The sequence below is a fragment of the Natrinema gelatinilyticum genome, assembly GCF_024266705.1.
Taxonomy (GTDB): Archaea; Halobacteriota; Halobacteria; order Halobacteriales; family Natrialbaceae; genus Natrinema; species Natrinema gelatinilyticum.
Genome location: NZ_CP100757.1, coordinates 663,913 through 688,133 on the forward strand (window position 1 = coordinate 663,913; position 24,221 = coordinate 688,133).

General features: G+C 60.5%; 26 protein-coding genes and 1 pseudogene. 18 read left to right on the forward strand and 9 right to left on the reverse strand.

Translation table 11 applies throughout. From position 1 onward, the window contains the following. Positions 1 to 119 precede the first annotated feature (119 nt). Together NJU76_RS21180 and NJU76_RS21185 are read left to right on the forward strand one after the other, a co-directional pair. Positions 120 to 425 (forward strand): hypothetical protein, encoded by a 306-nt coding sequence (locus tag NJU76_RS21180; RefSeq protein WP_254533781.1) that lies wholly within the window; start codon positions 120 to 122, stop codon positions 423 to 425. A 55-nt stretch (positions 426 to 480) separates the two neighbouring features. Then, positions 481 to 990 carry a nicotinamide-nucleotide adenylyltransferase gene (locus tag NJU76_RS21185; RefSeq protein ID WP_254533782.1) on the forward strand — a complete coding sequence of 170 codons (510 nt, stop codon included), beginning with the start codon at positions 481 to 483 and terminating at the stop codon, positions 988 to 990. Between the two features lie 196 nt (positions 991 to 1,186). On the opposite strand, the gene NJU76_RS21190 is transcribed toward NJU76_RS21185, so the two are convergent. Then, positions 1,187 to 1,636, reverse strand: coding sequence for an Hsp20/alpha crystallin family protein (locus tag NJU76_RS21190; protein ID WP_254533783.1), 450 nt, complete (start codon positions 1,634 to 1,636; stop codon positions 1,187 to 1,189). A 502-nt stretch (positions 1,637 to 2,138) separates the two neighbouring features. On the opposite strand from NJU76_RS21190, the gene NJU76_RS21195 reads away from it, so the two are divergent. Then, positions 2,139 to 2,924 (forward strand): diphthine--ammonia ligase, encoded by a 786-nt coding sequence (locus NJU76_RS21195; protein ID WP_254533784.1) that lies wholly within the window; start codon positions 2,139 to 2,141, stop codon positions 2,922 to 2,924. A 92-nt stretch (positions 2,925 to 3,016) separates the two neighbouring features. On the opposite strand, the gene NJU76_RS21200 is transcribed toward NJU76_RS21195, so the two are convergent. Further along, positions 3,017 to 3,448 carry a hypothetical protein gene (locus NJU76_RS21200; protein ID WP_254533785.1) on the reverse strand — a complete coding sequence of 144 codons (432 nt, stop codon included), beginning with the start codon at positions 3,446 to 3,448 and terminating at the stop codon, positions 3,017 to 3,019. A 303-nt stretch (positions 3,449 to 3,751) separates the two neighbouring features. Here NJU76_RS21200 and NJU76_RS21205 point away from each other — a divergent pair, with 303 nt between their 5' ends. The 5 genes from NJU76_RS21205 (at position 3,752) to NJU76_RS21225 (ending at position 7,883) form a co-directional block, all read left to right on the forward strand. Continuing rightward, positions 3,752 to 4,504, forward strand: coding sequence for a sugar phosphate isomerase/epimerase family protein (locus NJU76_RS21205; protein WP_254533786.1), 753 nt, complete (start codon positions 3,752 to 3,754; stop codon positions 4,502 to 4,504). 244 nt (positions 4,505 to 4,748) lie between these two features. Continuing rightward, on the forward strand, positions 4,749 to 5,063 hold the full coding sequence (locus tag NJU76_RS21210; protein ID WP_254533787.1) for a hypothetical protein: 315 nt from the start codon (positions 4,749 to 4,751) through the stop codon (positions 5,061 to 5,063). 143 nt (positions 5,064 to 5,206) lie between these two features. Then, positions 5,207 to 5,851 carry a phosphoribosyltransferase gene (locus tag NJU76_RS21215; RefSeq protein ID WP_254533788.1) on the forward strand — a complete coding sequence of 215 codons (645 nt, stop codon included), beginning with the start codon at positions 5,207 to 5,209 and terminating at the stop codon, positions 5,849 to 5,851. 217 nt (positions 5,852 to 6,068) lie between these two features. Next, complete coding sequence (locus NJU76_RS21220; protein WP_254533789.1) at positions 6,069 to 7,286, forward strand: CBS domain-containing protein; 1,218 nt, start codon at positions 6,069 to 6,071, stop codon at positions 7,284 to 7,286. Positions 7,287 to 7,436: 150 nt separating this feature from the next. Further along, a complete protein-coding gene (locus NJU76_RS21225) occupies positions 7,437 to 7,883 on the forward strand; it encodes a universal stress protein (RefSeq protein ID WP_254533790.1) in 447 nt (148 codons plus the stop codon). A gap of 127 nt (positions 7,884 to 8,010) precedes the next feature. On the opposite strand, the gene NJU76_RS21230 is transcribed toward NJU76_RS21225, so the two are convergent. Beyond that, positions 8,011 to 8,637, reverse strand: coding sequence for a SagB/ThcOx family dehydrogenase (locus tag NJU76_RS21230; RefSeq protein ID WP_254533791.1), 627 nt, complete (start codon positions 8,635 to 8,637; stop codon positions 8,011 to 8,013). Between the two features lie 117 nt (positions 8,638 to 8,754). Between NJU76_RS21230 and NJU76_RS21235 the strand changes: the two genes are divergently transcribed. Next, positions 8,755 to 9,630 carry a universal stress protein gene (locus NJU76_RS21235; RefSeq protein WP_254533792.1) on the forward strand — a complete coding sequence of 292 codons (876 nt, stop codon included), beginning with the start codon at positions 8,755 to 8,757 and terminating at the stop codon, positions 9,628 to 9,630. Positions 9,631 to 9,810: 180 nt separating this feature from the next. Continuing rightward, positions 9,811 to 11,016, forward strand: a complete 1,206-nt coding sequence (locus NJU76_RS21240) for a CBS domain-containing protein (RefSeq protein ID WP_254533922.1) — start codon at positions 9,811 to 9,813, stop codon at positions 11,014 to 11,016. A 147-nt stretch (positions 11,017 to 11,163) separates the two neighbouring features. On the opposite strand, the gene NJU76_RS21245 is transcribed toward NJU76_RS21240, so the two are convergent. Further along, entirely contained in the window at positions 11,164 to 11,385 is a 222-nt protein-coding gene (locus NJU76_RS21245) for a hypothetical protein (protein ID WP_254533793.1), read from the reverse strand. A gap of 173 nt (positions 11,386 to 11,558) precedes the next feature. Between NJU76_RS21245 and NJU76_RS21250 the strand changes: the two genes are divergently transcribed. Together NJU76_RS21250 and NJU76_RS27180 are read left to right on the forward strand one after the other, a co-directional pair. Further along, the gene (locus NJU76_RS21250; protein ID WP_254533794.1) at positions 11,559 to 12,446 is read left to right on the forward strand and encodes a universal stress protein; all 888 of its coding nucleotides are present in this window, start codon (positions 11,559 to 11,561) and stop codon (positions 12,444 to 12,446) included. A gap of 122 nt (positions 12,447 to 12,568) precedes the next feature. Next, positions 12,569 to 12,706: pseudogene (locus NJU76_RS27180) on the forward strand (NifU family protein); the annotation flags it as partial. Positions 12,707 to 12,776: 70 nt separating this feature from the next. Here the strand turns inward: NJU76_RS27180 and rpl12p are convergent. Together rpl12p and NJU76_RS21265 are read right to left on the reverse strand one after the other, a co-directional pair. Continuing rightward, positions 12,777 to 13,097: a 50S ribosomal protein P1 gene (gene rpl12p, locus NJU76_RS21260; protein WP_254533796.1), complete on the reverse strand. Its 321-nt coding sequence runs from the start codon at positions 13,095 to 13,097 to the stop codon at positions 12,777 to 12,779. 202 nt (positions 13,098 to 13,299) lie between these two features. Next, positions 13,300 to 14,517: a CBS domain-containing protein gene (locus tag NJU76_RS21265; RefSeq protein ID WP_254533797.1), complete on the reverse strand. Its 1,218-nt coding sequence runs from the start codon at positions 14,515 to 14,517 to the stop codon at positions 13,300 to 13,302. Between the two features lie 148 nt (positions 14,518 to 14,665). Between NJU76_RS21265 and NJU76_RS21270 the strand changes: the two genes are divergently transcribed. After that, on the forward strand, positions 14,666 to 14,959 hold the full coding sequence (locus NJU76_RS21270; RefSeq protein ID WP_254533798.1) for an Hsp20/alpha crystallin family protein: 294 nt from the start codon (positions 14,666 to 14,668) through the stop codon (positions 14,957 to 14,959). A gap of 451 nt (positions 14,960 to 15,410) precedes the next feature. Further along, on the forward strand, positions 15,411 to 16,529 hold the full coding sequence (locus tag NJU76_RS21275; protein WP_254533799.1) for a sodium:phosphate symporter: 1,119 nt from the start codon (positions 15,411 to 15,413) through the stop codon (positions 16,527 to 16,529). 132 nt (positions 16,530 to 16,661) lie between these two features. Here NJU76_RS21275 and NJU76_RS21280 read toward each other — a convergent pair whose 3' ends face one another. After that, positions 16,662 to 17,720, reverse strand: a complete 1,059-nt coding sequence (locus NJU76_RS21280; protein WP_254533800.1) for a sodium:calcium antiporter — start codon at positions 17,718 to 17,720, stop codon at positions 16,662 to 16,664. A gap of 256 nt (positions 17,721 to 17,976) precedes the next feature. On the opposite strand from NJU76_RS21280, the gene NJU76_RS21285 reads away from it, so the two are divergent. After that, positions 17,977 to 18,297: a DUF5785 family protein gene (locus tag NJU76_RS21285; RefSeq protein ID WP_254533801.1), complete on the forward strand. Its 321-nt coding sequence runs from the start codon at positions 17,977 to 17,979 to the stop codon at positions 18,295 to 18,297. A gap of 543 nt (positions 18,298 to 18,840) precedes the next feature. Next, a complete protein-coding gene (locus tag NJU76_RS21290; protein WP_254533802.1) occupies positions 18,841 to 19,146 on the forward strand; it encodes a thiamine-binding protein in 306 nt (101 codons plus the stop codon). Positions 19,147 to 19,563: 417 nt separating this feature from the next. On the opposite strand, the gene NJU76_RS21295 is transcribed toward NJU76_RS21290, so the two are convergent. Further along, on the reverse strand, positions 19,564 to 20,031 hold the full coding sequence (locus tag NJU76_RS21295; protein ID WP_254533803.1) for a C2H2-type zinc finger protein: 468 nt from the start codon (positions 20,029 to 20,031) through the stop codon (positions 19,564 to 19,566). Positions 20,032 to 20,483: 452 nt separating this feature from the next. On the opposite strand from NJU76_RS21295, the gene NJU76_RS21300 reads away from it, so the two are divergent. Both NJU76_RS21300 and ppsA read left to right on the forward strand, forming a co-directional pair. Further along, positions 20,484 to 21,086 carry a hypothetical protein gene (locus NJU76_RS21300; protein WP_254533804.1) on the forward strand — a complete coding sequence of 201 codons (603 nt, stop codon included), beginning with the start codon at positions 20,484 to 20,486 and terminating at the stop codon, positions 21,084 to 21,086. A gap of 336 nt (positions 21,087 to 21,422) precedes the next feature. Continuing rightward, positions 21,423 to 23,717, forward strand: a complete 2,295-nt coding sequence (gene ppsA / locus NJU76_RS21305; RefSeq protein ID WP_254533805.1) for a pyruvate, water dikinase — start codon at positions 21,423 to 21,425, stop codon at positions 23,715 to 23,717. A 136-nt stretch (positions 23,718 to 23,853) separates the two neighbouring features. Here ppsA and NJU76_RS21310 read toward each other — a convergent pair whose 3' ends face one another. Further along, a complete protein-coding gene (locus tag NJU76_RS21310; protein ID WP_254533806.1) occupies positions 23,854 to 24,117 on the reverse strand; it encodes a HalOD1 output domain-containing protein in 264 nt (87 codons plus the stop codon). Between the last annotated feature and the right edge of the window lie 104 nt (positions 24,118 to 24,221).

A 24,221-nucleotide genomic window follows, 5' to 3' on the forward strand; every position in this document is an offset into this window, starting at 1 on the left:
GAACCCGTGAACGGAACCAGTGTGACGATCGAATCGCGGACTGCAGTGGAATCGTATTCCGCGATAGTAGGTACCGCAAGCCTTTCCGTACGACGCGTCGACTCGAGAATTGCTACACCATGATCCAACTCGAGGAAGCACTCGCACGGCCAGAATTCGAATCAATCGACCTCGATATCGCCGTTGCCGACGCTCACGACCATATCACCGATGCGGTACACGGGCTCACCACCTCCGACAGCGAGGAGGGAACGAAGTACCGGACGACAAATGGAATGCTCGTCGCGATCGTCGGGACGAGTTCCGCGAACCGAGACGGAGAACGGGCCACGATCGCCTACCGGACGGCGCCGCCTTCGGAGCCCGCGACCCGAAAGGCCGCGAAGATAGCGGACGCACTGAAATCGTACGCCGTCGATCGATGAGTCGGCACGAGTTCGTCTCGCGACGCGCAGGCGATTCAGAACCGAGTTGATCCGCATGCGGGGATTCTTCGTCGGCCGGTTTCAGCCGTTTCATCTCGGTCACCGCTCCTTCGTTGCGGATATTACGGCGGAAGTAGACGAAATCGTGATCGGCGTCGGAAGTGCACAGGCGTCACACACCGTCGACAACCCCTTCACCGCGGGCGAACGAGTCGAGATGATACATCGAACGATGGCGGGGCCAGAGAATTCGACGTTCGTCGTCCCGATCGAGGATCTCCACCGCAACGCAGTCTGGGTGTCGCATGTCACGGCCACGGCACCATCGTTCGACGTCGCGTACTCGAACAATCCGCTCGTGAGACGCCTGTTCGAAGAAGCCGGACTCGAGGTCCGGGGCGTCCGGCTTTACCGACGCGACCAGTACTCGGGAACCGAAATCCGACGCCGAATAATTGGCGGAGACCCGTGGCGACACCTCGTTCCCGACCCGGTTGCGTCGGTCATCGACGACATCGGTGCCGTCGATCGACTGAGAACGGTCAGTGAACGGATCGACGAGTAGCCGAACCCCGGACCCCGTCGTCGAACGTGAGCGCGGACGCGTTTCGATGGCCTCCCTTTCGGAACGCACCGAACGACACCCATATCCAGAACGGAACGGGCGATACACGAAGGTCGGCCCGTTCCGGCGCCTCATCGCTCATCACGACGCTATTCCTCAAGGGGGTCGCAGCTGCAACACGACGAAGGCGGGACGGTTATTCGACTTCGATCCTGTGTCCGCCGACGTCGCTCGGTTCCTGCTTGGGGAGCGTGAGGGTGAGCACCCCGTTGTTGTACGTCGCACTCACGTTCTCTTCGTCGACCGGCTCCGGGATCCGAACCGAGCGGGTGATCGACTTGTGTGCCCGTTCGCTCTTGAGATACAGTTCCTCCTGTTCTTCGGTCGATTCCTCGTGTTCCGCCGTGATATTGAGCGTGCGATCCGATAGACGGACGTCAATTTCGTCTCTTTCGAAGCCGGGAACGTCCGCCGTGAGCACGAACTCGTCACCTTGATCAACCAGATCGACCCCCATTTCCGTCATCTCCGACTCCGGAAATCCGAACTGCCTGGGATCCCACATTTTCGTCATGTTTTCGAACTGCTGCTGTAGCCGGTTGAGTTGCTTTTCAAATCCGTCGAAGGGATCACTTCCATTGGTCATGGCGCTTCACACGGGCATTCCGACTGCCCAGTGAGAGGGCCACTCGTGGCGAGTTAAAGCTTATCCGTACGAGGGGTGCCGACGCACGCCGACGATGTGATCGGCCGGATACATCCGGCGGCGACCAATCAGCGCCCGTCCGTGCTGTCCAGTCGTCTGGATGCTCAGGATGCTCAGGAAATACGCTGTAGAAATCTTTGTAACGATTGACTTCGCGGATTTGATTGCGGAAATACAGTATTTCCCGATCGTTTCAAGCGTTTCACGGGCGGTGGAGGGAACGACCGGCAGGGCCAGCGAATAGATCGACGACCCCGGTCCATTACGATCGTACGAGTGTAATAACTTGTTACTGGTACGCAATCAATTACTGTCGACAGCGACGGACGGGCGGCGTATCGAGGCCCCCGAATACCGTCCCAGTCATTGCCCGTTTTCGACGGTAATCGTACCGTTCGTCACCGGACCACAGAGATATATCCCGTGACGGAAAATGGGCCGTATGTCCGAACCCGGCGGCGGATGGGCCGTCCTCTTCTCCGGCGGCAAAGAGTCCGTGTGGGCGCTGTCCCGGGCCCTCGAGGCTGGCCGGGACGTCTGCAGGCTCGTGATCGTCAATCCGCCCGCGGGCTCTCACGTCTACCACGCGCCCGCACGGTCGGTGACCCGTTTAGCCGCAGAGAGCATCGGCATCCCCGTAGTCGACGTCGCAATCCCCTCCGTCGACGTCGAACCTCCCGATATCAGCGGGAGGGACGAACGCGTCTCGAGGCAGGCGGGAGACGCGAAAATCGAACCCCTCGAGACCGCCCTTCGACGGCTGGACGCCGAACTCGTCGGTGGCTTGAGAGGGCTCATCGCCGGGACCGTCGAGAGTGACTACCAGGCCAATCGGCTCCGTTCGATGTGTGAGCGCCTCGGGTGTGCCTTCGACGCGCCGCTGTGGCATGCGGACCCGTCCGACCTCCTGGAAACGATGATCGAAGCCGGTCTCGAGATCGTGTTCGTCGAGGTGGCGGCGCCCGGGTTCGACGCGTCCTGGCTCGGCCGACGGCTGGACAGCGAGGCGCTCGCGGAACTGACCGACCTCCACCGCGAGTACGGCGTTCATCTGCTGGGGGAGGGGGGAGAGTTTCAGACGGTCGTGACCGACGGACCGCACATGTTTCGTCCCATCGAGTTCGAGTTCGAGCGTGAGTGGTACGGCACCTGGGGACGATTGCGGATCACCGACGCCCGACTCGAGGCATCCGTGTCGGAGGAGGGCGACCGCGACAGGGTAGCGTAACCACGGCCGACGAGGAGCGACCCACGAGAAGCGACTATTGTGGGGATGCAACCGCCACGTCCGCGAGTCGATGGGCGACGTCCTGCTCCCGCTTACGCGTCAGTGGACGAGTTGCTGTGTTCTTCGTAGACGAAATAAAGATTCCAGAGGTTGAACCCGTCACCGTACGTTCGCTCGATCCTGCGATCGTACAGCGGAATGAGATCCGTTCGCGGCTCGGTGAACGCGGGTTCGACGGACCACTCGAGGACCCATTCACGTCCGTGAAATCGGAGCCGGTCGTCGATTGCGTCGAACACACGCCGGAGCATCCGACGGACCGTCTCGGAATCCGGTCCGTACGCTGGCTCCTGTGACGGGGCCGTGTAGGTCGCTGTGATCGGAACGACGTCGTCGCGAAAGGCATCGGTTCGCGACAGGTAGATCGTCGTTGCACCTGCTTCGCGCAAATGGACGACGAGTTCGTCGGGCGTCGGTACGATCGAGCTTCGTCCCGTCGGTCCGTACCCGAATTCCAGGGCCATGCCAATGGTTTGCTCGGGGAAGGGCAAGAATGATTCCGTGCTCCGCATCGGGCCGGTTTCGATAGCGACTGGCGTCAGATCGTATCGTTGTGGAACAACACGCTGCTGTGAACATCCCAGCTACTCGATGCAGACAGGAAAACGGTGGCTCGAGACAGAATCGTCCACTCCCTGCTCTCGAGTCTCGGTCGGTCCTGTCCGTTGCAAGACACCGGACGCCCGATGCCGGTTTCGGGCGTCGATAGCTGTCGTCGAAACCCGAGACGCCAGCGCCGTTAAGTCGGTGGCGACGGATGTGGTCGTATGGACGTGGGCCTCACCGTCGGCGACTCGCTCGAGCGGTTGGAACGAACGATACCGGGATTCGAGTTCGCTGAGCTGTCGATCGGCGACGGTACCGACGTCGAGGACATCAACGCGGACAGACTCGAGACGACACTTACCGACGCACGTGCCGATCTCTGCGTCCACCTGCCGTTCAAACAGGTAATCGTGACGCCGGTTCACCAAATCAACGACGCAATCGTGGACTACTTGGAGACCCTGCTCGAGTGGGCCGGGTCCGTCGGGGCCGAAAAAGCCGTTCTTCACGGAACAGCCCGAAATCCGCACGATACAGACCTCCGCCCTCTCTTCGCCGATCAGTTGACGGCCATTGCGACGGCTGCCGACGATACCGGCGTCGAACTCGTCGTCGAAAACGTCGGTCATCAAAAGCGAGGGTTCCCACTGACGGTTCTCGGCGATATCGCACGGGATACAGAGACCGCAGTCTGTTTCGACGTGGGTCACGCGTACATGGAAGACGGAAATGACGGCGTCGACCGGTTCTGTTCGCAGTACGGCGACCTCGTCTCGCACCTCCACGTCCACGACGTCCGGAGCCGCGGCGACACCCATCTCCCGATCGGCGCTGGCGAAATAAACTACGATATCGTCACGGAGCACCTCGCGGGATTCGACGAGACCGTTGCGGTCGAAGTGTTCACCGACGACGTCCTCCTGTTGCGAGACACCGCGCGACGAGCGAGGGCAGCACTCGAGCCCGACTCGTGATCCGCGGTCGTCACTGCCCAGCGAACGAAGCGAGCGGTCGCGGTTGACATGAGTGGGGAAACTCGAGACGAACGAACGGATACGGCCACCACGCCGGTATCGAGGGTACCACCGAAGCGACGTTCATCGCACCGTCTCTGCGTCCCGGCGCGGATGGAATCGAGTTGCAGATGAAGCGATCGCGAAATCCGTCGAATCGTTGAGAGGCGAAAAGACGATTGTACTCTTCGTGGGAGTTGTGTCCATGGACGAGACACAGTGGCCGGAGCTCGCCGGAACAGAGCTAGAGTATGGCGATCACACGTGGGAACTCACTGGGACGGTCGAGATTGGGGAGATCGGTGACGTGCTTTCGGTCCGAGCTAAGCAGGTAGACGACGTCCGCCAACCGAAAGCGACCCTCCGATTCGGGCTTCGAGATGGCAGTTCCTCCCTGAATCCCGGCAACCTCGGGAACCACTTCGACAGCCTCGAGCGAGAAGGCGACACGCACGTGCTCGTCGTGAAAAAAGAGACGCGAACCTACCGGTACGACCTACAGGGGCTCGAGTACGAGTAACAGCCTCTACGGCTGGAACGCGACCGGACGGAGGGACTCTTGCCCGGGTATTGTCTTCGTTCCCGCAGTGGACCTCCGCGATCGTTCCGTTCCATCGGTCGATACCCACGTTATATGCCACTGTGTCGCGTCGTGTCCGACCGATGGAGGGAGTTCAACGATTTGCGGACAGAACTGACGCGGGAGTGCAACTCGCCGAGGAGATCCGCGATCGAGGGATCGACGCAGATATCGTGCTCGCGATCCCGCGGGGCGGTCTCCCGCTCGGGCGCGCGGTCGCCGATGCGCTGGACGTCCCACTCGACATCGTCGTCGCGAAAAAAATCGGCGCGCCGGGAAACCCGGAGTACGCCATCGGTGCCGTCGCGAGCGACGGAAGCGTCTGGCGAAACGAGGCCGCGTTGCGCGGTGTGGGGGTGGATTCCGACTACTTCGAAGAAAAGCGTGCGGAGGAGGCAGCGAACGCGCGTCGGAAGGCCGATCGGTATCGTGGCGACCGGCCGAAACCCGATCTGTCAGGTGAAACGGTCATCGTTGTCGACGACGGCGTGGCGACTGGATCGACCGCGAGGGCGTGCCTCAGGTGTCTCAACGAAACGGACGCCGAGCGGATCGTGCTCGCGATCCCGGTCGGTCCGCCACGTACCATCCACGAACTGGCTGACGAAACCGACGAGGTCGTCTGTCTCGAAACGCCGAGCGGCTTCAGAGGCGTCGGACAGTTCTACGAGGACTTCGCGCAAGTGCCCGACGAGAAGGCGATGGAATATCTGACGACGGAACCGTAACGGAAGATGGAGGCGTCCCCGTGACACGAAGAGACGAAACTCGCTTCCGAATACCGGCGGTGACGACCCAGGCCGTCAGATACTGAGAGAATGGGAAGACAGGAGAAAACGGCGACGACGCTCCCACTCGCCCAGTCTCTTCGTATCGGGACCGAATCGTATCGCAGACCGAACAACGGAGCAACTGAGCACCAGGATCATCAATTCACCAACACCCATGGAAATAACTGACATCGTTTCGGACGAGTACGTCGAATTCACTCCGGAGACGCCGGTATCGAAGCTCGTCGGGACGTTCGACGATTCGGACGTCAAGGGCGTCCTGATACGAGGTGAGGGGTTCGAAGGAGTCGTCACCAGAAGACAACTTGCCACGTCGCATCGTCAACCCGACGAAAAACTCGGATCGTTGGTCTGGCACGTCCCCCGACTCACGCCGGACGAGGACGTTCGGAAGGTGGCACAGCTCATGATCGAGAGCGACTCCCAGTTGCTTCCGGTATTCGAGGGCCGGGAACTGGTCGGCGTCGTCACCGCCGACGCGATTCTACGGAAGGTCACGCCGTTTCTCGACGCGGCGACAGTCGCCGAGGCCTACTCGGACGACCTCGTCTCGGTCGATCCGGCGTCGACGTTCGGTGATGCACTCAACGTGTTCCGGGAAAACCACATCACCCACCTCCCCGTCGTCGAGTCGAACACGGCAGTCGGCATCCTCAGCCTTTACGATGTGACCGGTCTGACGGTTCGAGCAGAAGTACAGAGTAAGGGCGGCGATGCGGGCGGAACGGACCCGTTCGGAGGCGACATCTCCGCCAGCACTGGGCGCTCGCGCCGGGGCGGCTTCGGCGCTCGAGAGGGCGAACCCGCACGGGTCCTCGACCTCCCGGTCCGCGACGTCATGTCGACACCGGTGCGGACGATCCCGCCGACCGAGACGCTCGAGACGGCGATCGAAAAGATGTTCGAGATCGGCGGTTCATCGCTGGTCGTCACGACCGACGGCCAGCCGTTCGGGATCGTCACGAAAACCGATATTCTCGAGTCGCTCACGTGGGAGGTCGGCGGCAACCGGGCCGTTCAGATCTACGGGACCGACCTGATAGACGACGCGACCTACGACGATATCGTCGCTATGATCGACACGTTCGACGACAGGGATCACGAGATGACCGTGCTCGACGCGAAGATCCACCTCCACGAACACGACGAGACCCGCCGCGGGACGCCGCTGCTACTCGCCCGCATCCGGTTACACACCGATCGGGGCCTGTACATCGCCTCCGGGGAGGGCTACGGTGCGAGCCACGCGCTCAACGAGGTGCGCGAGGTCCTGGATCGGCAAATCCGCGACGAGAAGACCTACGGACGGAGCAAGAAGCCGCCGAACGAGGCATTCTGGGAGAAGCGCTTCGGCTGGCTCCTCGAGGAATGACCCCGCTCGCACGGGACCGCTCGACTCGGCTGGTGACGAGCCGACACTCGAGACGGGACGGTGATGGTACTCGAGACGAATCGCTCGAGGTGGGCGGATCGCACAGCGGTCCGGATAGTATTTTGAGACTACACGAGGTACGAGCCCCTGATGTCTCGTCAACTGCTCGTGCCCGTCGATGGATCGCCGCTGTCGAAACGAGCGCTCGAGTACGCACTCGACGAAGAGGGTTCCATCTCGGTCATCGCGCTCCACGTGATCGATCCGAGCGATCCGGGGTACAGTTCCGCGACCGACGTGGACGTGCGAAACGAACCGCCGCACGGCTCCAGGGAATGGTACCAACGGGCCGCCGAAGAGGAAGAGCGAATCTTCGACGAGGCGCGCGAGCTGGCGGCCGATTACGATGCGGACCTCTCGACCGATTCCGCGATCGGCGAACCGGCGCGCGAGATCGTCGACTACGCCGAAGACAACGATATCGACCAGATCGTAGTCGGGGGCCACGGACGTATCGGGACGGCGCGGATGTTACTCGGCAGCGTCGCCGAAATAGTCGTTCGCCGATCACCGGTTAGCGTCACCGTGGTCCGGTAACGTCACGGCGGTGCCAATGCGTCACCGTGGGTCGTACCTCACGGTATCGACCACTGTCGTGACACTCCGGGTTCGGTCCTCGAGGTCGCGGATCGAATTCCCCGCCCGACCGACGGGCCGGGATTCTCTATCCCGGGAGAGACGACGGGTGACCGACCGGCAACAGATACAGCGGCGCCAGCCGATCGGGAAGGGACAATGCGTCCGCGAGGTCGCGCTCGGAGAACGCCCCGACCGGACAGGTGTTCAATCTGCGCGACTCACACACGAGGTGAACGTTCTCCGCGACGTGTCCGGCCTCCATATGGACGTACCGCTCGCCGTGGGTGGGATACTGCCGACACGTTCGGTCATAGTCTGCCGTCAGCACGACCGTCACCGGTGCCGTGTCGACGACCGCCTGGCCCAGTGACGCCGCCGCGAATTCGTCGTGGATCGCAGTCTCGAGCGTCGCCTCGAGCCCGTGGCGCTCCGATTCGTATCGGTACAGCCCCGGCGTCAGTTGCTCGCTTCCACTCGGCGCGACCTCTAGAAACACGGTAAGCGGATAGGTCGCGCCGGCACTGGGTGCAGCGCGCATCTCGACGCCGTCCCGTTCGTGGGTGCAGCCCTGTGCCGCCCACAGTATCTGGGAGACGTCCTCTATTTCGATCGGCGTTCGGGCGAACGAACGGCGACTCTGCCTGGTCGCGATCGCTCGTTCGATGCTCGTCGATCCGTCGACGGCGGGTTCGGGGAGTTCGACCGAGGCCATAGCGATTCTTCGACAGCGCTCTGCAAAATATCCGACCCCGTTCTCGTCTCGTCGCGTCTGTCACGTTCGATGAACGTGTGGGTGCTTTTGATACCTGCTCGAATCGAACGGAACGATATGATCGGTACGATACTCGTTCCGACCGACGGCAGCGCGGGTGCTGAAGCAACTATCGCTCACGCGACCGAATTTGCTCGAACTTACGGCGCCGCGGTGCACACGCTGTACGTCGTCGACACCAGCGGCGAACCGCCCGCGATATCCCGCGACGAGCGCGAGGACCTCCTCGCGCCATCGGAGCGCCGGGGACGAGAGGCGACGATCCGAATCACCGACCGGGCCGAGGAGTTGGACCTGAAGGCTGCCCGTGAGGTTCGCGAGGGAACCCCCTACAGCGAAATTCTCGCGTATGCGGACGAATACGGCGTCGACCTACTCGTAATGGGGACTCACGGTCGGACTGGTGCGGATCGGGCCCGCCTGGGAAGTACGACGGAACGCGTACTCACGCTCGCGGACGTTCCAGTCCTTTCCGTCCGCCTGACGGACGACGACGGCTCCGCACCGGAAACGATATCGTACGATCGGATAGTGATTCCGACCGACGGGAGCGACGGTGCGATCCGCGCGGCAGAGACCGCACTCGACGTCGCCGAGAAATACGATGCCGCGGTCGACACCGTTTACGTGGTCGATCCAGCACCGTACGATCTCGAGGACGCGTCGCGGAGTATCGTCGGGTTGCTCACGGAAGGCGGACGAAACGCCACGGAAACGGTCGCGGAGATGGCACGCGACCGCAATCTCGGCGTGACGACCGCCGTCCGTCGTGGGAATCCAGCGGACGAACTGCTGAAATACGTCTCGTCAGTCGATGCCGACCTCGTCGCCATGGGCACGCGCGGCCGATCGGTCGGGAGCGGTCGATTGCTCGGAAGCACGACGGCTCGAGTCGTTCGTCGATCGCCGATCCCCGTCTTATCCGTTACGTGACCCCCTTCGTGTCCGCCTCGATCGTGGCGGTTCGCACGCGTGCGTCACCACGAAGGAGAGTTCGTGAGAATAGGATGTCTGGTTCGACGGTGCGACTTCTCGGCCTCATCGCGGAACCAGCGCAGACAGCGGACGATCGCGGCATCGAACTAAGGTCGTTTGGCTCGTAGGATCTGTATGATCAGGAGTTTCCGGATCGGCTCCCTCTTCGGCATTCCGATCAAGCTAGACATCACGTTCCTCGTGATCCTACCAGCATTCGCCTGGCTCATCGCGTCTCAGATCGCGGACCTCACGCCGGTACTCAACGGATTGCTCGGAACGGAACTCACGATCGAGCCCCTCACGACGGGTGTGACACCGTGGCTGCTCGGACTCACTGCGGCGATCGGTCTGTTTGGAAGCGTGTTACTCCACGAACTCGGTCACTCACTCGTTGCGATCCGCTACGGATTTCCAATCGACTCGATCACCCTCTGGCTGCTCGGCGGTGTTGCACGACTCACCGACCAGCCGACGAACTGGCGACAGGAACTCACGATCGCGATCGCCGGCCCGATCGTGAGCGTCGGACTCGGGGTCGCGTTCTACGCTCTCACTGTCGTGGTTCCGGCGTTCCTCGAACCGGTACAGTTCGTCCTCGCGTATCTCGCGGTCATCAACGTGATGCTCGCAGCTTTCAACTTGCTACCGGGGTTTCCGATGGATGGCGGGCGCGTCCTGCGTGCGATATTGGCACGGAACCGTCCGTTCGCCGAAGCGACCGCACAGGCGGCACAGGTCGGGAAGGTGGTCGCCATGTTTCTCGGCCTGATCGGACTCCTCGGGTTCAACATCATCTTGATCGCCATCGCCTTTTTCATCTACATCACAGCGACCAGCGAAGCCCGCCAGACCGAACTGCAAGCGGCCGTCGAGGGGATCACGGCCGAGGACATGATGACCCCTGTGGGCGCCCTCGATACCGTCTCGCCCGACAGTACGGTGACCGAACTCCTCGACTCGATGATGACGCAGCGCCACACCGGATATCCGGTTGTCGAAGACGGATCGGTCGTCGGAATCGTCACACTCGAGGACGTTCGTCCCGTCGCACCGGCCGACCGGGACTCGACGACGGTCCGCGAGGTGATGACGGATCACCTTGAGACCGTCTCACCGAACGATGACGCGATGGAAGCGCTCATAGCGCTTCAGCGCAACGACATCGGTCGGTTGATCGTCCTCGACGAGGACGGCCAGTTCGCGGGGCTAGTGACCCGCACGGACGTGGTGACCGCCCTCAGTATCGGCTTCGTCCGGTCGACACGAGAGTACGGGGGCGTTTCGGAGCCCGAAGAACAGGTGGATGAACCGACGAAACCTCTCAATCGACCGCGTTGGTAAGTCGTCGAGAGCGAACCCTGCTCCGGGCTCGAGTACGGAGCACCCGTCCTCGGTGTCCACAAGACCAGGTCCGTATCGTCTTTTAGGGGCACTCACTACCGGGAATGGGACGTTCTGTGGCGAGTTCGACGTACTCGATTCCCCGCGTCACGAGTCCGCGTCACCACCCGGTCGCTCGTCCTCTGAGTCGGATTTCAATCCGTCGCCTCCGGTATCGACATCGACGTCCAGCCCGTCCCACGCCAATTCGTCAGCGGCCGTCGAATCGGCTTCCAACGTGCGTCTCCGGTCGAAGATTCGTTCCAGTCTCTGCTCGGTTGCTTCGAGGAGTTGGTTGCCAACCTTGGCGCTGATGTATCCGCGTTCCACGGCAGTCCTTCGATATCCATCGCGCTCTGAAATATCAGCGTCGGTAGAAAATCGAGCCGGGTCGGGGACTGGATACAGGGATACCGCCAGCACACCCCCTCTTTATTCCGTTGGGCGTCGTTGAACCCACCGGCTCGCATCGCTCGCGGACGATGCGAACAGCCGCCCCACCCATGACAGTACACGTCCTCGTCCCGGTCGACCGGTCGTCTCAATCGATCGCGGGTCTCGTATACACGCTCGTATCGTTTCCGGACGCGACCGTCACTGCACTGCACGTCCTCGATAGCCAACACGATGCGTTCGCGGAGGTCGGGTCCCCCGAATCACACGACGAAGCCGTCCGGCAGGCCGGAGAACGGATTCTCGAGCGTGCGACCGAGGTCGGCGCGGACTACGAACGAACAGTCGAGACAGTACTCGAGTCGGGAATACCGCATCGCACCATCGTCGAGTACACCGTCGAACACGATATCGACCACGTCGTGATGGGGAGCCACGGGGAATCGCCGATCGTTCGACCGTTTCTCGGACACGTAAGCGAAGCGGTCGTCAGGAGAGCACCAGTCTCTACGACGATCGTTCCGGAATCCCGGTCGGAACTCGTCCAGCGAGACCTCCCCGGCAGGATTCTGGTTCCCGTCGACGGGTCCGACCAGTCGCTCGCCGCACTCGAGTACGCAGTGAACCGGTTTCCAGCAGGACGAATCACGATCAACCACGCCGTGGCACTCCCGTTCGAGTACGACGTCGAGGCAATCGACGGAACGTATCTCGAGTCCACCGTCGACACCCTCACCGAGCACGGAGAAGCGATTCTCGAATCAGCCCGCGACACCGTCGAAGACGACGTCGTCGTCGAGACCGAACTGAGCTACGGGAGTCCGTCTCGATCCATCGTCGACTACGCAACGGAGAACGACTTCGATCAGATCATCATGGGAAGCCACGGCCGACCCCTCCCAGCCCGAATCATCACCGGAAGCGTCGCTGAGACCGTGTCTCGCCGGTCGACGCTCCCCGTGACGCTAGTACGAGGACGCCCCGACGGTTCGTCGTAGCCGTACGCGAGGCGGCCGGGCCGAAATCGAGGGTCGATTCGAAACGAGGACGGCGCGGCAGTCTATCGACTGCAAACGGAGCGATGGGACCCGAAGCAACCATCGCTGCGTTCCGACAGTGTATGTGCCTATTTCTCGAGGGGGTCGACCGATACCGTAGTACCTGTTGTCCCTTCCCGAGTAACAGCGTTCCGCAAATTCAGGAACACGACGGGTATTTCGAAATCGAAGACGTCGATAACGAAACCGACGACGTCACGAACGGTACCGTTCGTCAGGCCGACGGGCTGGCAGGCCGCGCGGTGCTGTGATTCCGTAAAAAGAAAGTGGTTATCCGAACAGCTCTCCGAGCCCCTCGCCCGTCGCCTCTTCTTCCTCCTCTTCCGGCTCTTCTTCTTCGGCTTCTTCCGGCTCTTCTTCTTCGGCTTCTGGCGCTTCGGCTTCCGCCGGGGCTGGGGCAGGCGCTGGCGCACCGATCGCCGCCTCCGCAACGGCTTCGTCGATGTCGACGTCCTCGAGTGCGGCGACGAGCGCCTTCACGCGTGACTCTTCGACGTCGACGCTGGCCGCCTCGAGGACGTCGGTGACGCTCTCTTCGGAAATTTCGTGATCTGCTTCGTGCAGTATGAGGGCTGCGTATACGTATTCCATGGTGATCACCGGTTCGATCCGAGGCCACCGTCGTGGCGTACTCGTCGGTTCGCGAAGCACTCGACCCCGGTCCGAGTGCCGTCTACGACGACGAATTACATAGTCACTCCGGTGATCACGCGAGTGAGTTACATGCTGCTGAGTGACACCCCGATTTCCGAGGTGCCGTTATTCCGTCCCGGTCCTCGACGAGGCCAGACCGCTAGTCGCCGGTCAACCACCAGCCCTGCATTTTCGACCAGTAGTCCTCGTCCGGATGTTTCTTCGTCCGGCCGTACGTTTTTCCTTTCAGTACCTCGCGCTCCAGCGCGTTTCGCGCGAGATGCAGTGCGTGGCTTGCGCCGAAGCCCTCGTCTTGCGCGACGAAGTACCCCCTGTCGGTGTACAGTCGTATTCGAGCGAGGATGAGTGGAAGGCCGCGATACGTTTCGTCGTGTTCGTGGAGGTGGACCTTCGCCTCGAGCACGGTCATATCGCCGTATTTCCGGGCGACGTCGTCGATCATGTCGCTGACCTCGTCGTAGGAGATGTCGTCCAGTAATTCGATCCCGAAGACCTGAACGGAGCTGCGAGCCCTGTCGGTCCACGTTAGCGACTCGAGGACGTCCGTCTTCGTGACGATTCCGTCCGCTCGCCCGTCTCGCGTCACGACGAGCGACGACGTGCCACGGTCGAACATCTCTCCGACGGCTTCGTCTAGGGGCCGGGACGGTTCGATCGTCGCTACCGGCGCGGTCAGCACGTCTCGAACCGGAAGGTCCAGAAGCCGATCAGTCTCGCCGCGCTCTCCGAACCCGCCGTGGGAACGGTAGCCAGCGCGTGCGCCGGCTCCCCCGTGTTCGTCGAAGCCGCGCGGTGACCCTCCTTGACTCCGCGCGACATCGCGGGTCGTAAAGTCGATCACGTCGCTGAGACTGAGCATCCCTGTGAGGTTCCCGCCGTCGACCACCGGGAGGTGCGTCACCCTGTTCTCACGAAACTGGTGGAGAGCCTCTCCGAGGGTCGTGTTTTCCGAGATCGTCGTCACGCCCCACGTCGCGACGTCATCGACGGTGAGCACACTGAGGAACGGCTGGACTTTCCGTAACATCGCATCGGCGGTGACCACGCCGACGACCTCGTCGTTCGCTACGACCGGAAGGACGAGCGTATCGCCGCCGATCATCAGGCGAGCGACCTCCCGTATGTCCTCGTAGCGCTCGACGGTCGGGACGGGCCAGACGATCGATCGCGCCTTTTGCTGTGGATGTCGATGTGAGGCTTCGAGCTGTTTTCGGGTGATTAGACCCTCGAATTCGCCACCATCGGTGACGACGACGGCTTTGAGCGTCGGATCTTCGAACGCGCCGGATAGCTTCGAAACCGGCGTGTACGCGTCGAACGACGCGAACTCCGTGGAAATGATATCAGCAATGTCCATGGTCGCACACCGGCTCACGCTACCACGAGTGGCGGTTTAATCGTATGCCCGTCTGAGGAGGGCGCTCTTCGCCGGCGTTCGATCGAGACGATCCTTTATTCGACGTCGGGTAGACGGTTCGAGTGGGTTCACGGAGCCCGGTGAGAGCATGGAAGACGAACCAAATGCAGACGAATTCGGCGATTCGACCCGGGACCGCGAGGAGGTGCCGGTCGATATCACGGAACAGCGTGACGAAATTCTCGTCGGCGCCGAGCTGCCCGGGTTGCGGAAGCAGGACATCGACGTCAGTGTGAGCGGGAACACGCTCACGATCGAGGCCGAACGCGAGGGCGACCCGATCACTCGCACGGTCGATCTTCCCGAACCGATCGTCCCGAACCGCGTCGACGCGAGCTACGAGGACGGCGTTCTCTGGCTTACGCTACGAAAACAACACTGATGGCGATTGCAGTACCGTCGGTCGAGCGACGTGGAAACGGGTGAGTGCGACCGAGCGACGGTTCCAGTACCTGAACCCTCGTATCGCGATCCCTTAGTTTGCGGCCACCAACGGTCGTGAACCGCATCCGCGATCGAAACGGTTCAGCCGGGGCGAGAACCGCGACGGCGTCAATCGTTCACACGCGTCGTTCCTCACGAGCGCGCCGATTCCGGTCGGTCACCCGCTCTCGGTTCCACTCGAAAAACCAGGAGTCACGGTTGGAGGTGCTCTCTTTCCACTATACTGGTAGTCGACATGGGAGTCGACTGTACCCGGATGGCTCGATCAGTTCACACTCGGCTGCCAATCTGTTATTCGACTGACAATATGTCACAGATACGAGAATTGTGTTTTTACCAATGCAACTCTTTAGTAGTCGTGCCTCATACCTGTCGTGAGGTGGTGTGTGGTGTCTAATCGGTCGTCGCTTACGATTTCGTTGCAAGTAGTCATAACGGTCGTCCTCTTTTTATTCGCGATACGATTACTGGGATCGGCGGTCGAAACGCTCTCTCCACTCTTACGACGGGTTCTCAATCAAATCATCGTCGGAGATCGGTCAGCGCTCGGTGTCAGTTGGTTCGCCTCCTACGTGTTGGCGAACGGTTCGGTCGTCGCCGCCCTTTCAGTCTCGTTGTTCTATTCCGATCTCATCGTTCGGTCGCAGTTATTTCTTATGGTCATCGGTTCCAGACTCGGCGGCGCGGCAGTCGTCATCTTTATCGGAGCGTTCGACTATCTGAACGAAGAACTCGACACGCTCAGCGATTCGGTCAGCCTCGGACTGCTCACGTTTTTGCTCACGCACTCTATCTATCTGCCCGTGCTGGTAGTGGGGTACTTTACGTTGCCGCTGATCGAAAAGACAGGACTTGTCGGAAAGACCGGACTCGGGAGCGCGAGCAACACTGGTGGAACTGAAGCGATCGATATGGGGGCGGCTGCGCAGGGAGTTCCTGGAATACAGACGCACATTCCCGACGTACCGTCGTTGTTTTCCGGATGGATCATTCAGTCGTTCGGAGGCGGTGTCGCGTTCCTCCTGGCGATCGGATTGATCTTCTCCAGCATGCGGTTATTCGATAGTACGCTCGATAAGATCGACAAGCAGCGATTGCGACAGCGATACCTGGTCAAACTCAACGACAAGTGGACATCGTTCGGGCTCGGCCTCGTGTTCACCGGTCTAACGACGAGCGTTGCGTTTTCGCTTGGCGTTATCGTTCCGCTCTACAACAGGGGCCACATCAAACGAAACGAGATCATCCCGTACGTTCTGGGGGCGAACATCGGGACTCTGGTCGACACCCTCATCGTCGCAGTCGCACTGAACACGCCCGTCGGCATCGTAACTGTGTCACTCTTACTCGCGATCAGTTTTATCGTTTCGTTGATCCCGATGGCATTCTATTCGAAGTATACGAGAGTTATCAACTCAGCGCAATCAGAACTAGTCAATGATATCGGCTTTTTTATCGGATTCCTCGTAACGCTGTTGATCGTCCCGATTCTGCTCATCGTTCTTTGATGCGGACTGCTGTACGTCAGTTTCGGAGCAACTGCGTCCGGCCTGTGGGTGCTCCGGTATATCGGTACACCAGACCGCATGAGGAACGACGATTTCGTCGCGAAACGGCGGTGAATCGCTGTCCCGTCCCCGCTAGAAGTCCGTCGGAAAGTACGTAATCCGACCGAAAAGATAGGCGAAATACAGCGCGATCAACATCGCGGCGCCGACTCTTCCCAGATGCCGTTCCTCGACCATCTCGAGTTTCAGTTTCGTTTCCTGCCGTCCGACGGCCGCAGCCACGCGTCCGAGAAACACGCCGACGTCGTCTTTGGTCAGCAAGTATGTCAGGAGAATCGCAGCAGTAACCGTTTCCATCGGCAAATCCCAGTAAATCAATGGCTGTGGAACGTGATACGTCGATATCACCGCCCCGAGACCGATTCCGAGCAGTGGATTCGTGATATTACTTCCGATCAACGTCCCGAGTGAGATTCCCTCCGCACCTTCGCGTACCCCCATTATCGCAGTCGACATCTCGGGGGAGGCAGCGCCGACACCGAGCACGAGCACACCGATGAGCGACCCTTCTAAACTGGTTCGACTGACGTAGAACTCGACTGTCCGAAACAGAACGTGAGCGGAGACGACGACGGTGAGAAGAGCCACCACCGAGATAACGACGTCTCGTCTGGGACTGTCGGACGGTGGGTTCCTCCCCGCTTCCTGAATGATGTCACTTCGGGTCGAATAGAGAAAGGACATATAGAACAGAAACACACCGAGCAGAACGACACCGTCGAGACGTGAGAACATTCCGTCCCACGCGAGTATCAACGTCAGGAGCGTCGTTCCGATCATCGGCGCGTATCCCCGAACGAGGAATTTTCTCGAGAACCGAAATCCGCCCACCGCGAGGACGACGAGCCCTAATATCAGCGTTTGCTGTACCACGTCGGAACCGATATTTCCGCCCAGCACTGTCGCCGAAAGCGTTCGGGAATCGCCCAGACCGGACACGATCTGAACCGATGAGACGAGATGTGACACGATCTCGGGGAGACTCGTTCCGATCGACACGACCGTCAATCCGATCACGACTTCCGACAAGCCGTAGAATTTAGCGATCCGTTCTAGCTTTCGGACAACCAGTTCAGAAGCGAGTACGAGCACCAGTATGGACGACAACCCGAGAACTGCGTTAGGGCCCATCCGATAGTATCGACTGTCATCTAACACCACTAATAGTTATCGCATACAACGAGTTATTGTGTGTGAGCGAGTGGTTCTCTTCCCTCGGGGACGTTCGCCTGAACCAGAAAGCTGCGTATCCCAAAAGCACCCGTTTTCGCCGGTGAGAACCCGAACGGAGACCGCGTCGGGGACGACTATCGGCCAGTTTCGGGCACCCTCGAACGCCACTCGGGACGAGCCAACGCTTTTGCTGTGTGCTAGCAGACGTCCCTATATGGAATGGCCACACGATCCAGACGGTGAGGAAGGCAGCGAAGGGAAGCGAAAATACGACATGGCGATCATCGCGAAGAAGGTCGACGAGACGGAGGACTTTCCGCTCGAGCGCGACGAGTTCGTCGCCGAACACGGCGATGATCCAATTCGGATCAACTACAAGAAAGTCGTCCCGATGCGCGAGATTTTCGAGTACGCCGAACCCGAAGAGTTCGAGACGATGGTCGACATGCATAAGGCCGTCGGCGATGCCATGCGTGCCGGTGACTTCTGGGACTACCATCCGACAGGTAAGGATACCGATACGAAACACGCCTGAGCGTCACACCGAGACGTCTGAGACGGCAGCATCAGTGAACTACTCCGCCCTACCGCGCTCGGGCCTCCCCGGCCCTCGCTTGTTGCGGACGGAGCTTCCTGTTTCTGTGTCGGAACGTGCAGGAACAGATCCCACAGCGGTTCCAGACTCCGCAGGCGGCTTCCCTTTACGGGCGGTTCGGAGTGTCCCGCTCCTACCGGTTGGACACTCGACCACAACCGACGATGCACGCTTGTTGTCGCGTTTGAACACCGCCGGAAGCGTGGTGAGCATCTTACTCTCACCTTCAACCGAAGGGATAATAAGGGTGCCGATTCACACGAAACCAAGACGTGCGGGCGTTGTATCCCCTCCCTGCTCGCTTCGCTCGCTGAGGAAGGGGGCTTAGCACCCTCAATACAGCTAAAGTAGCTCACACCGCCCGAGACGGTCGGTTCGCTCCCGACCGTCTGGAGGCACGCCTGGCGAAGGAATTTGACGATGGATACCGTACGACGAGCGCCACGGCGCTGAACTGCCGTGCACCTGTTGGAGGACACGACCATGACAGCAATAGCCAGACTCGAGATCATCCCGGTTCGAGAGGAACACATGTCGGACCAGATCGCCGCCGCGCTCGACGCGCTCGACGAGTTCGATATCACGTACGAACTGACGCCGATGGACACGGTCATCGAAGCTGACGACGTAAGCGAAATCTTCCAGGCCGCGGCCGCCGCACACGACGTGATCGACGAAGAACGGGTCATCACGTCGCTGGAGATCGACGATCAGCCCGGTCGGGAACAGCACACGTCGGATCGAGTGACTACGGTCGAACACCGGCTCGGTCGTTCAGCGAGCAGGTAACGACGAATCGCTCCGGAGGCGGCTGGGGAACTGGTACTGTCCGTTTTCTCGGTACCCGTCCGTTTTCTTGATATCCGTTCCCGATCTACGTGAACTCGTTATTCGGCGCGCTGACCAGCCACCGTCGACCGGAATAGTGCCACCGGTGACGGACGGTGCGTCATCCGAAGCGAGAGACGGCGGCTCCGGCAATTTCCTCGAGCCGTGCGACCCGTCCTGGTGGGGTCTCGTACTCGTTGAACGGAGAGATGTGCTCGTCTTCGAGAGCCTCATTGGTCACGGCGTCTCGACGGCCTCGGTACCGATCACCCGTCCTCGTCGCTCGAGCTGGAGCACTGAAACTGCCGACACGATCGCGTCTCGACCGACTGTGCGGGATCTGGCCGCCCTCGTCGCAGAACGCACAGACAGTTCGGGCTACTCTCGAGAAAACCGGAGTTCTTTCGCAGGGTCTTCGGCGACGACCCACCAGTTGACGTCCTTCTTCGGATGTCGCCGCTCGACGTGCTCGCGAAGTTGCTCGCCGGTATCGAAGTCCTTTCCACAGAGGTTACAGCGGTGGTGATGGTGTTGTGGCGACATAACGTGAGTACGACCTCCGTCCCAATGAATCCGTGGGGTCAGATGATGCCGGTTCGAAGGACGCCGGGTGAGCGTTCGAGTAAGCCAGATGGCCAACCGATCGAACTGAAGGAATCGCGGATGATCGACGACGAGTTCGGAAACGATGGCGAACGGAATCGCGATCATGACGACGACGCCGATCACGTCCAGCGTTATCTCGGCGTCGGTCGCAACGACGACGGCGATGACGTCTTCCGACACGCCGAAGATGATGCCGATAACGAAGAACTCGAGCAAGCGTTTCAACCGTTGAATGTGCATATTTCGTGCTACGATCTGTAGATAGGAGAGGGCTTCTCTCACCGGCGATAGACAGGTCGCGGTGGGCCCAGGGGCTCGCTATCGGACCGGCGAACTGTTCGAACGAGACGTCGGTCGGTGAACCGTGATCGACGACGACCGGGAGCCCGACTCGGGATGGCCGTACGTGTGCCAGCGTATCGTATCGAAATGATTGGAGTACAATAGCGGGCATAATTCCAGATAAGTATCCAACGGTATTTTACCCTAGCCAGTGGTCACCAGCGTACCGGTGGTGATCTGAGACGACGGATACAGGAAACGAGAGGAGGAACGCGAGCGACTGAATAGGCGCCGAATACCCCGATTGCCGAACGAGCGAATGGTCCGTGCGGACAGTCGATCGTCATCGTACGACGGGGCGTCGATTGCCATTACACGGCCTTCGAACACGAAAACACGAACGGAATACCATGAGCCAAGACCAGCCACGACAGAGCCAGTATCAGCAGCGAGAGGAACCACAACAGTCCCGACAGTATCGGCAAGGACGACCGCAACAAACCGAGCAGTATCAGCAAAGACGACCGCAACAAACCGAGCAGTATCGACAAGGACGACCGCAACAAACCAGGAGTAGCAACCAACCACAACAACAGTTCGAACAGATGGGGGCTCAGCAGGCTTCCACTGGCCAGCAATTTACCCAATCGGTCCCCGAACAGATACTGGCGGCCGTCGAAACCCTCGACCGACTCGAGACCATCGCGGAGTTCGCGGATGGGCAGGCGATGCAGCAAGGGAATCTGCAGGTCGCTAACATCGCCGACGCACTGAAAGACATCGCACACATCCAGAAAGAACTCATCGTCGAGGAAAACCCACTCGCTCAGGAATTCAGTCAGTGTAGCCAGCAGGTTATCCAGAGCGGGGTGCAACAGCTCCAGCAGCACCAGCAACAGCCGGAGATTCGGGAACTCGTCGAGACGGCCCAGCAGACGCTCGACACGGTGAGCAGCGGGCTCCAGACCCAACCGACGACCGGTCAGCAATCCGGTCGTCAGTGGAGTCGCTGAGGACGGCGTAATCGCGAACCAGGCGCGAGGGCTGTTTTTTGAGCCGTGAACACCCGATACTCGAGTGACCGTCGGAATCCTGCATCGCGAATCGAGCCCGACTGGAAGCCGTCTCGGGTCAGATGAGACGTGGCAGATATTGTCGTCGAAGTGTCGATTTACTGCCGTGTGTGGCGTCGGGTTCGCGAACTGCATCGGGGGGTCGAGTGCGCCGTAGGCGACTCGACGTTCCCCGGAACGCGCTCGTTCATCGGAACGTGACGAGCTATGTATTCGGACCCGGCCGACCGTTGCGTCGAGATTTATAGGTGTGCCTGGTGAACGACAGGGAGAACGATGGGGTCAGAAAACGAATCGCCGGAAGTCAAATTCGTGCGGTGGTTCGAGCACCTCGATGGCACCGACATCGCGTCAGTCGGCGGTAAGAGTGCGAACCTTGGCGTGTTGGCCGACCTCGATGTTCCCGTCCTTCCGGGGTTTTCGACGACGGCAGCCGCCTACGATCACTTCCTCGAGGAGACGGACGTCCGTTCGGACCTCCACGACGCGCTCGAAGGGCTGGACCCGGAAGACATCTCGGACCTGCAAGACCGCGGGAAACGGATCAGACGACTCCTCGAAGAGGCACCGATGCCGTCAGAACTCGAGAATCGACTCGGCGAGGCGTATCGAGAACTTGCTGACCGGTTGAACGTTGCTGACCCCGCCGTCGCGGTCCGAAGTTCCGCGACAGCAGAGGACCTACCGACGGCGTCGTTCGCAGGCCAACAGGAGACAGTCTTGAACGTCACCGGGGAGGCAGAGCTGATCGATGCGGTCAGAACCTGTTATGCATCGTTGTTTACCGACAGGGCTATCGCATACCGGGAGCGCCACGGCTTCGATCACTTCGACGTCAAACTGGCCTGTGCTGTCCAAAAGATGGGGCGATCAGATCTCGCATCATCGGGCGTCCTGTTCACGCTGGATCCGGATACGGGATTCGAGAACGTGACCGTGATCGAAGGGGCGTACGGACTCGGCGAACTGGTCGTCCAGGGGGAGGTCGATCCGGATCGGTACGTGGTTTTCAAGCCGACCGACGGTATCATCGAGAAAACAGTCGGCGAGAAAGCCACCCGAATGAGACACCGAGACGGAGGAACTGCCGTCGAGCAGGTGCCGGATGAAGAACGGCACCGGTACGCCCTTTCCGACGAACAGATACGGTCGCTTTCGTCGTACGCGACGCGGATCGAAGATCACTTCGACCGACCGATGGACGTCGAGTGGCTTCTGGACGGTGAACTGGATCAACTGTTCATCGTGCAGGCTCGACCGGAAACTGTCCACGGTGTCTCAGACGAAACCGTCATTCGAACGTCTCGTCTCGAGGAGCGCGGAACCGAACTTCTCACCGGCGTATCGATCGGGAACGCAGTCGGCGTCGGTCGGGCGCGGATCCTCGACGATGTCCGAGAGATGGATCGGCTGGAGGAAGGCGACGTTCTCGTCACCGAAATGACCGACCCCGACTGGGTTCCCGTTCTGAAACGAGCAAGTGCGATCATCACTGAGCGAGGCGGGAAAACGTCACACGCAGCGATCGTCTCGCGGGAACTCGGGGTACCCGCGATCGTCGGCACTGGCCGAGCGAGGAAAGTACTGCGCGACGGCGACGAAATCACGGTCGACTGTACCGGTGAAACGGGGCGAGTGTACGAAGGGGAACTCGAGTATACGGTCGACGAAGAGACGGTGAGCGACGTTCCCGACACCGACACCGACGTTCGCCTGATTCTCGGCGACCCTGACCGCGCGTTTTCGCTGGCAGCACTCCCGGTAGACGGTATCGGTCTCGCCCGCGAGGAGTTCATCGTGACCTCACAGGTCGGCGCCCACCCGCTCGAGTTAATCGCTCGGGACGACGCGGCCTCGTTCATCGACGCGCTGCGGACCGGGATCGCGAAGATAGCCGCGGCGTTCTATCCGAATCGGGTTATCGTTCGTCTGAGCGACTTTAAATCGGACGAATACCGTAACCTCGAGGGCGGCCGGAAGTACGAACCCGAAGAAGACAACCCGATGATCGGCTGGCGTGGAGCGGCACGATACTACGACGACGACTTTCGAGACGCTTTTTTCCTCGAGTGCGAAGCGCTGCGACGCGTTCGCGAGGACGTCGGCCTCGATAACGTGACTGTGATGGTCCCGTTCTGTCGAACGCCGGCCGAGGGTGAGCGAGTGCTCAAACTCATGGACGAGTTCGGGCTGTCCGGAGACGACCTCGACGTGTACGTGATGGCAGAACTCCCCTCGAACATCGTCCTCGCTGATCGGTTCGCGGAGCTGTTCGACGGCTTCTCGATCGGCTCGAACGATCTCACGCAGTTGACGCTCGGTGTCGACAGGAATTCCGAAAAACTCGCCGCGCTCTTCGACGAGAGCGACGACGCGGTCACGCGGTCGATCCGTTCGTTGATCGAGGAGGCCCACCGCCACGACCGTCCAGTCGGTATCTGCGGCGACGCCCCATCGACGATTTCCGGATACACCGAGTTCTTGCTCGACGCCGGTATCGATTCGATATCCGTGTCCCCCGATGTGGCCATCGAGACGATTTTGAGGGTGTCTGAGATCGAACGGGGATAATAAAAAATAAGACGGTAGCTGGTATCAGTGGCACTACGAAGGGAGTTTATTGTCGAGCGCAAAGCGGGGGAACCGGTCGTTCCGAGTACTCCGTGGCGGACGTCCTCATCGGGGCTCGAGACGGGCGTACTACCCGTTACGCTCTGTCGGGAGGAGGATCACCGACGGACACAGTGCCGTCGCCCTGTACTGTAACGTCCCGTCCGTTGTAGTCGAACCGAACTGTGGTCGGCGATTTGGTTCGAAAGAGTCGGTCTAGTGCGGCCAGATCGATCGAGTAGTACAGGGGAGGCGATAGCTCGAGTGGATCGGTCTCCATCGCAGTCGCGATGGCGTCGATTACGTTCGCACTGATTGGTTCGTCCTCGTCCGGCAGCTCTCTCGGAATTTTGGTTGCCACGAGACGACTACGAGCGACGGAGATATCCGGCTACCTGCTATCAGTGTAGCGACGTCAGCGAAGGGAGGGTACAGGTATAGCGCCGAATGGGACGCTCTCGGTAG

Bases quoted from the DNA above. Each gene is read 5' to 3' on its own strand.
- NJU76_RS21180 (WP_254533781.1), top strand. From the start codon at position 120: ATGATCCAACTCGAGGAAGCACTCGCACGGCCAGAATTCGAATCAATC.
- NJU76_RS21185 (WP_254533782.1), top strand. From the start codon at position 481: ATGCGGGGATTCTTCGTCGGCCGGTTTCAGCCGTTTCATCTCGGTCAC.
- NJU76_RS21190 (WP_254533783.1), bottom strand. From the start codon at position 1,636: ATGACCAATGGAAGTGATCCCTTCGACGGATTTGAAAAGCAACTCAAC.
- NJU76_RS21195 (WP_254533784.1), top strand. From the start codon at position 2,139: ATGTCCGAACCCGGCGGCGGATGGGCCGTCCTCTTCTCCGGCGGCAAA.
- NJU76_RS21200 (WP_254533785.1), bottom strand. From the start codon at position 3,448: ATGGCCCTGGAATTCGGGTACGGACCGACGGGACGAAGCTCGATCGTA.
- NJU76_RS21205 (WP_254533786.1), top strand. From the start codon at position 3,752: ATGGACGTGGGCCTCACCGTCGGCGACTCGCTCGAGCGGTTGGAACGA.
- NJU76_RS21210 (WP_254533787.1), top strand. From the start codon at position 4,749: ATGGACGAGACACAGTGGCCGGAGCTCGCCGGAACAGAGCTAGAGTAT.
- NJU76_RS21215 (WP_254533788.1), top strand. From the start codon at position 5,207: ATGGAGGGAGTTCAACGATTTGCGGACAGAACTGACGCGGGAGTGCAA.
- NJU76_RS21220 (WP_254533789.1), top strand. From the start codon at position 6,069: ATGGAAATAACTGACATCGTTTCGGACGAGTACGTCGAATTCACTCCG.
- NJU76_RS21225 (WP_254533790.1), top strand. From the start codon at position 7,437: ATGTCTCGTCAACTGCTCGTGCCCGTCGATGGATCGCCGCTGTCGAAA.
- NJU76_RS21230 (WP_254533791.1), bottom strand. From the start codon at position 8,637: ATGGCCTCGGTCGAACTCCCCGAACCCGCCGTCGACGGATCGACGAGC.
- NJU76_RS21235 (WP_254533792.1), top strand. From the start codon at position 8,755: ATGATCGGTACGATACTCGTTCCGACCGACGGCAGCGCGGGTGCTGAA.
- NJU76_RS21250 (WP_254533794.1), top strand. From the start codon at position 11,559: ATGACAGTACACGTCCTCGTCCCGGTCGACCGGTCGTCTCAATCGATC.
- rpl12p (WP_254533796.1), bottom strand. From the start codon at position 13,097: ATGGAATACGTATACGCAGCCCTCATACTGCACGAAGCAGATCACGAA.
- NJU76_RS21265 (WP_254533797.1), bottom strand. From the start codon at position 14,517: ATGGACATTGCTGATATCATTTCCACGGAGTTCGCGTCGTTCGACGCG.
- NJU76_RS21270 (WP_254533798.1), top strand. From the start codon at position 14,666: ATGGAAGACGAACCAAATGCAGACGAATTCGGCGATTCGACCCGGGAC.
- NJU76_RS21280 (WP_254533800.1), bottom strand. From the start codon at position 17,720: ATGGGCCCTAACGCAGTTCTCGGGTTGTCGTCCATACTGGTGCTCGTA.
- NJU76_RS21285 (WP_254533801.1), top strand. From the start codon at position 17,977: ATGGAATGGCCACACGATCCAGACGGTGAGGAAGGCAGCGAAGGGAAG.
- NJU76_RS21290 (WP_254533802.1), top strand. From the start codon at position 18,841: ATGACAGCAATAGCCAGACTCGAGATCATCCCGGTTCGAGAGGAACAC.
- NJU76_RS21295 (WP_254533803.1), bottom strand. From the start codon at position 20,031: ATGCACATTCAACGGTTGAAACGCTTGCTCGAGTTCTTCGTTATCGGC.
- NJU76_RS21300 (WP_254533804.1), top strand. From the start codon at position 20,484: ATGAGCCAAGACCAGCCACGACAGAGCCAGTATCAGCAGCGAGAGGAA.
- ppsA (WP_254533805.1), top strand. From the start codon at position 21,423: ATGGGGTCAGAAAACGAATCGCCGGAAGTCAAATTCGTGCGGTGGTTC.